The following is a 12,744-nucleotide window of genomic DNA, read 5'->3' on the forward strand; positions in this document are numbered from 1 at the left end:
AACTGCGGTCGAGGCCGCAGACCGCTTGGTGAAGATCGATCCCCCCAGCTTTGAAGGACGTCGCGCGGGTTGAACTGGGCCGGCGTTTCATTCGCCTTGCGGCACCCTGCCGCAAGAGCCTGCCCGTTGGCATCACAGCGTGAGCAAACATTGGACAGAAGCATTCCAACGTTCACGATGTGCAACGCCGACGCTAGATAGACACGAATTTCAGTTCAAAGAGCGAGGTTAATGCTGCGGCAAACGAAGGGGGCACGGGGGGTCTTCGCGCGAGCCAGTTATCCGATCTCCCGCTCAGAAATTTCTACCAAATATTCCGACCTCCTGATGGAACCCATTCGTTGCGGGCGAGTTGCGGCTGATTGGGACGGACTTCCCGAACATGACAACGAGCAACAAAGCAGACCATCAGTCTGTCTCCGAAGCGTTTCGGAAACTGATCCGTTCCGAAGGCTATCGTCATCACGTACAAACGTTCTTAAATCTGGAGGTCGAACCAGAACTGCCGCCAACCCTACAGTCATTACTTGCGGCTATTGATCGGGCCAAACAGGGCCCGACGGAAGAAGCTCCCTAGCCGGCTGGCTGAGCGTCAGCTCAAAGAGTATAGAGGCTCGCTTCGTGGCTTGTCCCCCTGATTCCCACGCAGAAGTTATCAAACATTCTTCTTGATTTTTCTCGACAGAGGATCATGAATGTTCTCTTGGGTTCTCGCTGAGGTGGGAGGCCTTGTATGAACGTTTGGACGAACTGCCGACCCGACAAAGTGACTGCCAAACACCTTGTTCACGAGCTGATCCTACAAGCCCGTCGCGGCCAAATCATCTCCGTCAAAGAGACTATTGCAGCGGTGCGCCGAGACCGGCCACATCTGGCGGAAACTGACTGCGAGATGGTGGAGCTTATTGTCAATGTTGCCCCAGCCTTTGGCCTGTTCGTCGGGTTCGATCTTCGCGAATAACCGCCTCCTCAACAGGGCGGACCGTCGCGACACGGTCTCGATCAAAGCGGCATTACGCGAAGCTCGGGAGACTGCGCCTTATTTGGTGGCCTCCGACGAAGAACTAACCGAGGCAATCGTCGAGGCAGCAACTGCCATGGGCCTCTGCGTGGCTTTCGACGCCCGGGAGTAGCTGTCGGCCGACTTCGGTGACCTCGCAATGGGCGCGCGCCCGTATGCTGTCATTCATTCTCAATATTCCGGCCTTGGCGTGACAGTCCTCACATTAACGCTCTCGCCGAGGACAAATAACCATCGGATGCCGCAGATTTCCGACTGGTCCTTTTACGCGATCGTCGCAACGAGTAGACCGACAACAAGCGAAATGACCAGGGCGACACCCACCGGAAGATGATGCATACCGGCTTCGTACCGACCGCTTAGGTAACCGTCGATGAACCTTTGGAAACATCCCGTCACGGACTCAGACATGGCTAACAAACGGTAATCGTCCTCATCGCTGAGCCGGTTAGTAGAGACGAAACCCGCTAGCCGCCTGGGGTCCATTCATGGCTCTCCACTGGTTCAACCCTCCGATCCCCGTCAAGACCGAGCGTCCCGGGATCATCCACAATGTCAACAACGCCGAGGCAGCCGGCGAGGAGTTGATGAAGTGGACCAAGCGTGGCCCTTGGTGGGACCTCGCGGTGCGCGTTTGCATGGCCGTGATTTTCGACGAGATGGAACCTGAGGAGGCCCGCAAGGCATTCCTGGCTGCTGCAAAAGAGGAGGGGACATTACTCCCCCCAATGACAACCAGCTAAATTGGATTGCGGTATAAGGTTCTAGGTGTCTCAGACCAACACCGCCTTCGCGAAAGGAGCCCGCCGCCAAGCATGGAGATGAGAGGCGACGGACCCCCCCACAGCGGCTGCACATCCACGAAGTAATCCCGCTGCCGCCTCTAAACCCGCGAGGGCCTACATCGTTCCCTTAGCTGCGGCTAAAGCGGGGTTGGTCGGCGGGCTCTTGCCGCTCTAAGTTCCCCCTTATGGGTCCCCTCTGGTTCTCTCCACCGGTCTACGTGAAGACGAAACGTCCGGGCATTCGCAATGGGGTCAGCCACGTCGAGGGAGCCGCCGAAGAACTCATGTATCATGGCGCCCATCTGGTTCGTCCCTCCGGTGTTCGTGAAGACTGAAACCGGTGTCAGGCATGGCTGCAACAATGCGAAGGAAGCCCTTGAGCAGCTCAAGATGTGGACCCGGCGAGGGCCTCGCTGGCATAAGGCGGTGACCCTCTGCCTGTCAGCCTTGGAGGGCGATTCGATTGACCCCCACATAATACGAAAGGCCTTTGAGGCTGCCGCTAAGGAGGCCAAGATGTATCTCTCCCCTGAGTAGGAGTTGTCGTGGCAACCCATTGGTTCTCCCCTCCGGTGTACGTCAAGACCGACCGACCTGGGGTCACCTACGGGTGCAACAACGTCGAGGGTGCCGCCGAGGAACTCATGAAGTGGACCAAGATGGGACCTAAGTGGAGGAAGGCTGTGCAACTGTGCGCCGACCCCTTTCAGGACCGTGTGACTCCGGAAGAGGTCCGTCAGGCTTTCGAGGCTGCTGCCAAGGAGGAGAGGGGGCTGCGTGAGTAGCAGGCCGGTGCCCATGGCTATGTTGGGAAGGACCCGTTAGGCTGTCTAATGCTGACCAAGTCCGCGCTGCTCGAAATAGACCCGGATACGAGAGCATTCACTCTGGTCGGCGCATTTATGGGCCATTTTGCACTTCTTGAAACTGGCATCGGAGCTGCTCTGGGCGAGGTACTTGGCGTCAATGGGGCCCGTCGAGTAATCATCAATCGTAACATGGGGTTCGACGAGAAGATCAAACCGTACCCACAGGGGACCGGAACCGGAATGTCGGGTTTCTAAAGCCGATGGCAGAAAGCGGATATTGCTGGGGCGGCATTTGAGAGCACGTTCCTGCTCTTGATTATTGCCAGTGAGCTGTGCGCGCAAATCGGAGGATGGAAGGGCCGGAGGCAGGAAGTACGGCCTCAGGCCGAGGCGCTAATCAAGCGGGTCGGCAATGATCGCGAAAAGCTCAATACGACCTGCAGCGAAACTAAAGAAGGAGTCGCGCGTTGGACGCGAATAACGCTATTTCGTCTCTGAGTATGGTTTAGGTCAGAGTGGTCAAGCCAACGTCGCGTAAGGCAATCAATGCGTCGAGCGCTAGTCAAGCGAAGTCGCCCGCTCGTGACGAGGTCACTTTGGCGCCGCCCGCTTTCCGGCCGGTCCAACTCGCAACGCTCGTGGACACGGTCCCTGCCGGCGATCGTTGGATCCATGAGATGAAATACGACGGCTATCGTATTCTCGTTGCCGTCGGCGGTGGCGAGGCGCGAGCCTACACACGATCTGGTCTGGACTGGTCTAGGCGTTTTCCCTCGATCCTCTCCGAGGCTCGCAAGCTCAAGGTGCGCTCAGCCCTGATTGACGGCGAGGCCGTGGTTGTCGATGTGGAAGGAAGATCTAACTTCCAGGCGCTTCAGAATGCATTGAAGGGTGCCCCGGCGACTATCGACTTTTATGCGTTCGATCTGCTGCAGCTCGACGGCGAAGATCTGACAAGGCTTCCTCTTGTTGAGCGCAAGGCGAAGCTGGAGGCGATCTTGCCTGCGAAAAATCCGGTCCTTCGTTACTCCGACCATATCCTCGGCCGCGGAGAAGAGCTGCTCGATCGCTTCTGCGCAGCCGGCCTTGAGGGCGTCATCTCAAAGCTCGCGGATTCGAGTTATGTGGCGGCCCGCGGCGCAAGCTGGCTGAAGATCAAATGCATCAGGCGGCAAGAATTTGTGATTGTCGGCTGGACGCCGTCCGACAAGGTCCGCGCGTTTCGGTCCTTGATCCTTGGCGTTCATGACGGCGGCAAGCTGCGTTACGCCGGGAAAGTCGGCACCGGCTTCGATACCGCTGAACTTCTTCGTCTCTTGAAGATCATGGCGCCGCTCGAGCAGAAGGCCGCCACCGTCGACGCACCACGCGCCGAAGTGCGCGGCGCACACTGGCTCCGTCCGAAACTGGTCGCTGAGATTGCCTTCACCGAAATGACAAATGAAGGGACATTACGACATCCGAGCTATCTTGGTCTCCGCGAAGACAAGAAGCCGGAGGCGGTCGTGCTCGAGACGGAACGTCATGCAGCCGATCTCGCCGCGTCTGCGACAACCACCATCGCGATAAGTAACCGTGACCGCGTCATCTATCCGGAGTCCAACATCACCAAGGGACAGCTCGCCGACCATTACGCAGCGGTCGCGGCGATCATGCTTCCTTGGGTTGGCAGCCGGCCGATCAGTCTGGTTCGATGCCCACAGGGCCGCGCGAAGAAGTGCTTCTTCCAGAAACACGACGCCGGCAGCTTTGGCGACAAAGTCCACCACGTCGGCATCACAGAGAAAGACGGGCACGAGGAACCATATCTCTATGTCGACGATGCCGACGGACTCATGACTTGCGTCCAGATGGGAACGATCGAGCTGCACGGATGGGGGGCTCGGATCGAGGATGTCGAAAAGGCCGACCGCCTCGTGTTCGACCTCGACCCCGATGAAGGCCTCGATTTTGAGGCCGTCCGCGCCGCTGCCTTTCAGTTCCGCGCTATCCTTAAATCGCTGGGACTTACGACTTTCCCGATGCTGACGGGAGGCAAAGGAGTGCACGTCATCGCGCCGCTCACCCCTGGCGCCGAGTGGCCACAGGTGAAGGACTTCGCGTCTCGCCTGGCGCAGGCGGTCGCCCGGAGCGATCCGGCCCATTTCACGGCCGTGTTGTCAAAGGCGCGCCGCAAGGGTCGCATCTTTGTGGACTATCTACGCAATCAGCGCGGGGCGACCGCGATCATGCCTTACAGCGCGAGATCACGTCCGGGCGCTCCTGTCGCGGCACCGATCACGTGGGCGGAGATGAAGACAATAGACGCGCCCTCTCATTTCCACGTGGGCGATGCTCCTGAATTAAAGAAACGCGCAGCCTCCAAAACTCTGGCTGGATGGGGTCGCGCTGACCAATCCTTGCCCAATCTGTAGCGTCCGACGCTGGAAGAGGCAGTAAAGCCGGGATTCAAAGGGCAACGCGGCGCTCACGGCCTTGCCTGATTGGAACCTGCGGAGATCGGTCTCGTTTGGCTGAAGCCATGGCAAAAATCGATCCTAGGACCGTCGCCAGTCTTTTAAGGGAATACGCGCAACGGGCGTCCATGCGCGGCGACAATCCCTATCGCACAAAGGCATACTTGCGCGCGGCAGACAGTCTGATGGCGCTGTCGCAGCCGCTTGATCGGATCATCGCCGCCGGCGCCCTCACCAACATCCCGGGGATCGGTGACGCGATCGCAGACATCGTGACCAAGCTTTACCAAACCGGCACGCACCCCAGCCTTGAGAAGCTGCGCGAGGATGTTCCAGCGGGCGTGATGGAGCTGTTTGCCATACCCGGGCTTCGTCCCGATAAGATACTGAAGCTTCATCAGGCGCTCGGCGTGAACTCGCGGGCGGAGCTCGAGGCCGCAGCAAGAGAAGACCGCATACGCCCAGTCAAAGGCCTCGGCGCCGCGCTTCAGACAAAACTCCTGCAGAACCTGGCCATCGTGCGAAGCGGCGAAACGCAACTTCACCTGCACAAGGCCGCCGCTCTTCTCGAACATGCGATCATATCGGTGAAGCAACAGCATCCAGAGTTTTCGCGCGTCGAAATTGCAGGTGACTTCCGGCGCGGTTGCGAGCTCGTTTCCGACTTCGCCCTGGTAGCGCAGGGCAGAAAGTCGACTGGAATCGAGGATACGACCCTCAGGCTTGTTGTCACGGACAGGAAGCACTTTGGCGCGAACCTGCTCGAAGCAACCGGTTCGGCAGACCACCTTGAGCAACTGAAGACGTTCGCGGCCGACAAGGGATTCACCCTAAACGCCGACGGGCTTCATCGCGGGAGAAAGCTGATCGCGTCAGCGACAGAAGAAGAAATCTACCAAGCTCTAGACTTGCAGTTTATCGAGCCTGAATTGCGCGAAGGCAGGGACGAGATTGAGCGAGCGGCAAAGCAGAAGCTACCCGCCCTCATTCGGGATGAAGATCTGCATGGCATCCTGCATTCTCACACGACCGCATCCGATGGCACCGAAACGCTTGAGGCAATGGCGGAAGCCACGCGTAGGCGCGGTTTCGAATACTATGGTGTCGCCGATCATTCGCAGTCCGCTCACTACGCAGGCGGCCTTTCGTTGCAGGAGATTGCTGAACAGCACCGCGAAGCTGACCGGCTGAACAAGGCATACAATGGAAAATTTCGCATACTGAAGGGCATCGAGGCGGACATCCTGGCTGATGGCTCGCTCGATTACCCGAATCATATTTTGGAGCACTTTGATTTCGTCGTCGCGAGCGTGCACAGCCGCTTCAAGTTGCCGAAGAAAGAGCAGACGGAGCGTATCATTGAGGCGATCGGAAATCCTCGGACGACAATCATCGGGCACATGACCGGTCGCCAGCTGTTGCGCCGACCCGGTTATGATCTCGACGTCGACAAAGTCCTCAAAGCGTGTGCGAAACACGGCGTCGCTGTCGAAATCAACGCACATCCGTGGCGACTCGACCTCGACTGGCGCTGGCATCAAAAGGCACTCGATCAGGGCTGCATATTCAGCATCAATCCGGACGCTCATTCGATCCGCGAGCTCGACCACATGCATTGGGGTGTCGAGATGGCGCGCAAGGGCGGTGTCCCTGCGAAGCGGGTCCTGAATGCGATGCGTTTGACGGCCCTTCTTGCGCATCTCGAACGCCGCAGGCAAACGTTCTAATCTGCTTATGCGCCCGGCCTATCAGCGCAGGAGTCCGTCATTCTCAAAATCTTCCCAGCCGCGCAAACTGGAGTGCGAGTTCTCATCGGGGCCATAACCAGCTGAAGCTGCAGTTCTTTGAGCACGTTTCATAGCGGCCTTCCCCGCTGCTCGCCGCCTATTCTCTGCAGCTGTCGCTGCGTCCTGTTCGCGCCAGACCGTAACCAGGTCGCGGTCAAGCACATCCTCCACGTGCTGCGGGTCGAACACGTGAAAGGTGATGTTCCTTGCCCGCCCGCGAAGTTTCACCGTTTTCGTCCCGGCGCTCTGCAAGCGACCATCTTTCAGCCAGCGGTGCCGTTCGGCCGTCGAGATCGTCAGAATGTCCTCGATTTCACGGGGGATTACGGGCAGGTCTTCGATATTCTGCAGTGCTTTGGATATGATCCCGAATACCACCTGCCCATCATTCTCGGCGCCCTCAGACAGGCGCAGGGTAAGCACGCGGGACTCGATATTGAGCAATTTACTGAACTCCGTTGGAAGGCGGGCGCGTATTTCGAGAAAAATACCCCTCGCTCTGACCGACGATCCAAACGTTGCAGCCGGGGTTAAAGGCCACTCTCCAATCAGCTTCGCTGTTGCATTGATTTTTCGGCGCGTGGACATGCCCCTTTATATAGGTCACCGATTGTCGGCAAGCGATGAGCCGATCGCAAAGCCAACATGAGTTCTAATCCGCCAGCGGTCTGAACCACGATGCCCTGAAGGCGCAACCACGATTGTTAGCGGGGCCGCTTGCAACTTCGGCTAACAGGAAGCGGCAGAGTTGATCACAAGGTGCGATATCAGGCGCGTTGCCGCCTGGCGGCTTTTTGGGGGCCGTTTGCTGTCCGTCCGGTTATTGCCGAGGGACCAGTTAAAGCCGCCGTTCGGCTCACGACCTCTTCGCGGAATACAAGGCAAGTTCAGATCCCGCGGAAGCCGACATTGAACTGCCTCTCCGTTTACACGTTTGGCAAATGTTGCGAATGGAGGGAGTTGCATGTTTGAAGGTTTCTCGCTGGAGCAGATCAAACTTCCGGAAGCGACGCTCAGAGTGCGGGTTGGTGGAAGGGGCCACCGCTTCCTGATGCTGCACTTCCTCGCACCCATGCCACTTGGCATCGCGTGGCGCCGATTTTGGCTGAGGAATACACCGTAATTTGCCCTGGTCTTCGGTGCTCGCCCTTGCGGTGTGTCGCAACACAATCAGCGCGTCCGGTTTGCCGTGAACAGATCTTGCTGATGCACCAGTTCGTCCGCGACGGGCTGACGGAGGCGGCGTGTGCCATTCGGGTGGATGGCCGAAAATAACCCCACCTCTGCATGACGCGAATTGTCCCAGCCCGGGTAGGCCGTTATCGGGTACAGGCAAATACCCTCGAATCGATGCTCCGACACCCATAGCGGCACGCACCTCGTCGCGGCATACATAGTGGAGCCAAGCCGGCCCGCCGGATCCCTCTGAGCCGGTCTCGGCAATGAACATCGGCTTACCGTACCGATGAGCAACCTCGAGCAACATTTCCGACAAAGCGCGGTACTCATGGCGTCCCATCGATATCGTCGGCCCGTTTATTTCCCATTGATTGTGCGGCTAGAAATTCAGGCCCACGACAATCGACAACATCTTCGCTCCCGCCCAACTCAGGTTCGACGCGGCCCAGCAACATGTCGTAAGCTTCGAACTGCCCCTGACGGGCGTTTTCGGCCCGACCCCGTTCGCTGCGGGTCCGGTCACGAGGAGCGATTTGGATAAGGGGCTCGGCCCAGACAAATCTGCAGGCGGGGTCGATCTCCCGCATTGCACGAACACCCGCGATGGCAGCCTTCACGAGATGCCGCTTGAACCAGCACGTTTGTTCGGCCCCACGCGGGAAATAGCCGACCTCAACAGCCCATGCGAAAAAGGAGATCTAGTTGATGGGACACAACAGAGGCGGTGTTCCCGCGATCGAACGCTGTACCCTCACGGCTTCTGCCGCGAACGAGGCATAGGCATCGATGAAATGCAGCGATCCCTGATCGACATGGTCTGGAGATCCGTAATGGAAGATGTCCCAGATAACCTGGACACCTGCCGATCGGGCCGCCTCGACCATTGGCGCCCAACTTGACCAGTCATAGGCGAAGCTTGCGGAACCGGAGCCTCCACCTGGTGCTCGTCCATACGCCCCACTTCGCTCATTCGAAGTCTTCTTTCAGCAGTCGGCTTCGAACTCGGCCGCCTTGTTAGGACCGGGAACCGCGTTGGCGAAATACCGCATCCAATGGGGCGCGCGCCATCTTCGTTGCTCAGTCCAGCTCGTCCTGGCGTGACCGGGTAATGCCGAACCGATTTGGTCGAGCCTTTGTTCCTGTGGTGGACTGTCCGGAGCTGGGTGGCGAAGGAGGAACAAGGAGGGCCGTGCCAAGTTCGGGGCGATATACCACCGCCGCCGATCGACTCGAGCGGCTGCTCAGCAACAAGAGAGGCACGGGATCACATGACCGTTCAGATTCGACTTTCCGAGATCGACCACGCCAGGCGCGAGGATCGTGGCGACGGCGCTTGGAGCATCGCACCGGACTTGGGCTATTTGCGCCTAGCAATCGTCAATGTCGTGTTCTTCGGCGCACCGGGCAGCGGAGATCGGAACTGGATGCTGATCGATACCGGGTTGCCGACGTCCCGCGGCAGCATTCTTGCGGTCGCGGAAAAGCGGTTTGGCACGAACGCACGGCCGGCCGCGATCATCCTGACCCACGGCCATTTCGACCATGTGGGAACGGTTCTAGACCTCGCGAATAGGTGGGACGTGCCTGTCTTCGCGCATCCACTCGAGCGCCCCTATTTGGACGGAACCGCATCCTATCCGCCACCGGATCCCTGGGTCGGGGGTGGACTGATGGCGCTGCTTTCGCCGCTTTTTCCACGGGGGCCAATTGATCTTGGCAACCGTTTGGAACTCCTACCTGCCGACGGATCGATCCCCGGAATGCCCGGATGGCGATGGCTACACACACCCGGGCACGCTCCTGGGCATATCTCGCTCTGGCGCGAGGAGGACCGCTCGCTGATCGTAGGGGACGCTTTCATCACCACCGGTCAGGAGTCAGTCTATGAGGTCGCCGTTCAGGATCTTGAGATGCACGGTCCGCCGCGCTACTTCACGCCGGACTGGGATGCGGCGGAAAGATCCGTGAAGCACTTGGCTGCCCTGAACCCGCACATGGTCATCAGTGGACACGGTGCGGCTGCCGCGGGAGTGGGCATGCGTCAAGCTCTTGACAGCCTGGCTGAGCGGTTCAGGGTGTTCGCCGTCCCGCCGAAATTGAAATTCGTGCGCGAGCCGGCGGCAGTCCAAGGTAGCTGAGGCTAATCGAGCCGTCGTCGTTCTGAAGTATGGTCAAGTTGGGCAGACTCTGTCTCTCGAGCCGGTAGAGTTACCCGTCGGGTCGCGCGCCCCATCGTCGCCGACAAACTCTGACAAGCGGAACAAACCCGGGAGGCGCCGGGTTAGGGCGTTCGATCGGCGCAGGGCGACTGCGGCCAAGCGCCCCGAAGTTCTGCGTCAGGAGAAGACGTTAGATGGAAAACGAGTACCCGTAGGACGCGTCCTGTCCGCCCGCGAGCCGACCGGCAAGAAGTTGTTCGAGTCCACACGCGTCGGCATCCGCCAAGACTTGGCTTTGATTCGCTCATCGGCCAAAACCGTGGAGGAGACCAAATGGCAAATCTGGGAAGATTGGCGATCGCGATGCTTCGCGTTCTGGCATACCAAAATCGCGACAAGCTCTGTGAATTGATTCCGGGAGCGGGGTATCTTAACCCAAACGACCCGCAACGCAGAATTCTGGCTCAGATAACGAATGGCGTGTCGAGGGCTGACCTTGGTGAGATCCTCGACCGGTTCAGGGAGGTGGGGGCAGGATCGAAGGTCGACTCGTGGGTTGGCAGCGGGCCAAACCAACCGATTGAGCCAAGGGACGTCCAAGCGGCAATGGACGAAGGTACACTCACGTCCATTTCGATGCAGACGGGTCTTTCGCGCGAGGAGCTAATCAGAAGGATTGCGCGGGATCTACCCGAGACAGTCAACGAGATGACGCTGAATGGTGAATGGCCGCCTGAGCCGACACATGGCTTGGATAAGTCGACCCTGCTCGACAATGTATCCTAGGGGACACAGCCAGGAATGCAGCCGGCCAAGGCGAGATCCAGGGTGGCAACTCTACACGGGGGGACGCTCCTGCGCGATCGCCTTCATCCGCTCGCGAACCAAGGGTCTGTTTCGAGCGCGCCGAACGCTCAACTGGCCGCCATCCTGAAAATGCGGCACCGCTGCATCGCGGCGCCCTCGCTCGCGTATATCGGTGAGCGGAAGAAGGCGCGTTCCTGGCTGGCCAGAGCGCTGGCGATCGATCCGGACGACTTCGTGACGCAGTACAACGCCGCTTGCATGTATTCCGTGCTCGGGGAAGTGGAGGAAGCGGTGCGGTACCTGGAAAGAGCCGTCGGAGGAAGCGTGAGTCAGAACGTATTGGAACGAATCCGTCACGAAGTCATTTCGACGCCATTCGCGATCACCCGCGGTTCGTGCAGCTTCTTAGTTCACTTGCCTTGTGACGCACAGCTGTACTTGCACAAGCTTCGGCCTGCCTAGCAGCCGCGTCCGCTTTGGGTGGCGGATTCAACTGATCGCAGCAACACACGCTCTTTTCTGAAAGATGGAGTGTGAGCCATGAAGCAGCGAAGTCGCATCTACTACTCGGCCGCTCAGCGCCTGAGATTTGGGTTCGATGGCAGGCGGGCGAGTCGATGAGCTCGATCGGACGACGATTCGATCGGGAGTCTTCATCGGTCCGTTCTTGCCGCCGCGCCTGGGCCTTGCACTGGCGGGCTGCCGGCCTTGCCTGTCGCCGGTGGTGTTTTCCCCCACATTTTGCTGCCGCTGCTTGTGCTGCTCACCTGGCCGCTCGCCATGGGCAAGTAGTTCGCCCCGGCATCGTCTCTGCAGGGTTTGCTTCGTCGGCAAAGGACATCGCCAGCGGCCTCACAGCTGCGGTCGATCGCGGCCGAATCGGGATTGATGCTGGCCGACGCGCTGGCCGGCGGCCGCTTCACCCTGTTGAGCCTGCCGGCATTATTGCCGGGGCCGGCGACCGGTTGTTCGATGCGAAAGCCGAGGCTCTTAGACTACAACCGGAGATTCCTGGTTCCTTTGTCGATATCATCCCGCAGGCCGGCCACATGGTCCACCACACCGCACCGCTAGCTGTTCTCGCCATGGTGGACAGGGTCGCTGCCGCGGCCAGCATGAAGTAGGCCGGCACTGGCGGGATCCCGAAGAAGTGGAATCGTGATTTTCGGAAAAGATCATGCTCAAAAGCAATAGGTAGAACGCCGTCCCGACTCTATCGGGTGGCGAATCCGATGATTTACTTCACGGCGGCATGCACTTCAGCGAACCGCATCCTGTGCATCCATCCGCGCCGGTTCGGCTAACATCGACGTCGAGGTCCCGTATCTTGGGGATTTGGCCAGGGGAACGGCCCCAATTCCGTGTTCGGCTTCTGCCTCTCTTTGTGGCTGCCAGCATCTACCTAGTCGTCTGCAAATCGAGGCCACGGACTGACAAGCACCCCCGCACTACAAGGAGCTGGCGGTCGGAGAACAAATGTAGACATGTCGCACCATCCTTGCGGGTACGGCTTGCGATGCATACTGACGGTCGAGGGCTTAATGTAACCAAATCAACGGCTCGGCGTTTCGGTCAGCGCCGTTGCAATGAGCGAAGCCATAACCTCTGTCACGAGCATAGACTGCCGATTTCATGAATCGCAATTTTCTGGTGATCGAACCTGAGGAAGGCATTGCCGTGCTCAAGGGGCTTGCCTCCTCGGCGCGGATCTCGATGCTGAAACTGCTGCATGAGAAGGGGC

General features: G+C 59.0%; 13 protein-coding genes. 12 read left to right on the forward strand and 1 reads right to left on the reverse strand.

What is annotated here, in order from left to right:
* Positions 1-733: 733 nt before the first annotated feature.
* From NKH41_RS32795 to NKH41_RS32825, 7 genes are all read left to right on the forward strand, one after another.
* Positions 734-961, forward strand: coding sequence for a hypothetical protein (locus NKH41_RS32795; protein ID WP_352508310.1), 228 nt, complete (start codon positions 734-736; stop codon positions 959-961).
* A 548-nt stretch (positions 962-1,509) separates the two neighbouring features.
* The gene (locus tag NKH41_RS32800) at positions 1,510-1,764 is read left to right on the forward strand and encodes a DUF982 domain-containing protein (RefSeq protein ID WP_352516195.1); all 255 of its coding nucleotides are present in this window, start codon (positions 1,510-1,512) and stop codon (positions 1,762-1,764) included.
* Positions 1,765-2,097: 333 nt separating this feature from the next.
* Positions 2,098-2,343, forward strand: a complete 246-nt coding sequence (locus NKH41_RS32805) for a DUF982 domain-containing protein (RefSeq protein WP_352508312.1) — start codon at positions 2,098-2,100, stop codon at positions 2,341-2,343.
* 8 nt (positions 2,344-2,351) lie between these two features.
* Positions 2,352-2,591 carry a DUF982 domain-containing protein gene (locus NKH41_RS32810; protein ID WP_352508313.1) on the forward strand — a complete coding sequence of 80 codons (240 nt, stop codon included), beginning with the start codon at positions 2,352-2,354 and terminating at the stop codon, positions 2,589-2,591.
* A 48-nt stretch (positions 2,592-2,639) separates the two neighbouring features.
* Entirely contained in the window at positions 2,640-2,870 is a 231-nt protein-coding gene (locus NKH41_RS32815) for a hypothetical protein (protein WP_352508314.1), read from the forward strand.
* A gap of 341 nt (positions 2,871-3,211) precedes the next feature.
* Positions 3,212-5,029, forward strand: coding sequence for a DNA ligase D (gene ligD / locus NKH41_RS32820; RefSeq protein WP_352935763.1), 1,818 nt, complete (start codon positions 3,212-3,214; stop codon positions 5,027-5,029).
* Between the two features lie 107 nt (positions 5,030-5,136).
* Positions 5,137-6,798, forward strand: coding sequence for a DNA polymerase/3'-5' exonuclease PolX (locus tag NKH41_RS32825; protein ID WP_352935775.1), 1,662 nt, complete (start codon positions 5,137-5,139; stop codon positions 6,796-6,798).
* A 21-nt stretch (positions 6,799-6,819) separates the two neighbouring features.
* Here the strand turns inward: NKH41_RS32825 and NKH41_RS32830 are convergent, their stop codons facing one another.
* Positions 6,820-7,446 carry a hypothetical protein gene (locus NKH41_RS32830; protein ID WP_352935766.1) on the reverse strand — a complete coding sequence of 209 codons (627 nt, stop codon included), beginning with the start codon at positions 7,444-7,446 and terminating at the stop codon, positions 6,820-6,822.
* 376 nt (positions 7,447-7,822) lie between these two features.
* On the opposite strand from NKH41_RS32830, the gene NKH41_RS32835 reads away from it, so the two are divergent.
* The 5 genes from NKH41_RS32835 (at position 7,823) to NKH41_RS32855 (ending at position 12,127) form a co-directional block, all read left to right on the forward strand.
* Entirely contained in the window at positions 7,823-7,981 is a 159-nt protein-coding gene (locus tag NKH41_RS32835) for a hypothetical protein (protein WP_352682150.1), read from the forward strand.
* Between the two features lie 1,324 nt (positions 7,982-9,305).
* Positions 9,306-10,175 (forward strand): MBL fold metallo-hydrolase, encoded by an 870-nt coding sequence (locus NKH41_RS32840; protein WP_352492316.1) that lies wholly within the window; start codon positions 9,306-9,308, stop codon positions 10,173-10,175.
* A gap of 354 nt (positions 10,176-10,529) precedes the next feature.
* Positions 10,530-10,982: a YidB family protein gene (locus NKH41_RS32845; protein ID WP_023679037.1), complete on the forward strand. Its 453-nt coding sequence runs from the start codon at positions 10,530-10,532 to the stop codon at positions 10,980-10,982.
* A 15-nt stretch (positions 10,983-10,997) separates the two neighbouring features.
* Complete coding sequence (locus NKH41_RS32850) at positions 10,998-11,465, forward strand: TPR end-of-group domain-containing protein (protein ID WP_023679036.1); 468 nt, start codon at positions 10,998-11,000, stop codon at positions 11,463-11,465.
* A gap of 155 nt (positions 11,466-11,620) precedes the next feature.
* The gene (locus tag NKH41_RS32855) at positions 11,621-12,127 is read left to right on the forward strand and encodes an alpha/beta fold hydrolase (protein ID WP_352935772.1); all 507 of its coding nucleotides are present in this window, start codon (positions 11,621-11,623) and stop codon (positions 12,125-12,127) included.
* The last annotated feature ends 617 nt before the right edge of the window (positions 12,128-12,744 follow it).

It is taken from the genome of Mesorhizobium sp. M1169 (assembly GCF_040318345.1).
Classification (GTDB): domain Bacteria; phylum Pseudomonadota; class Alphaproteobacteria; order Rhizobiales; family Rhizobiaceae; genus Mesorhizobium.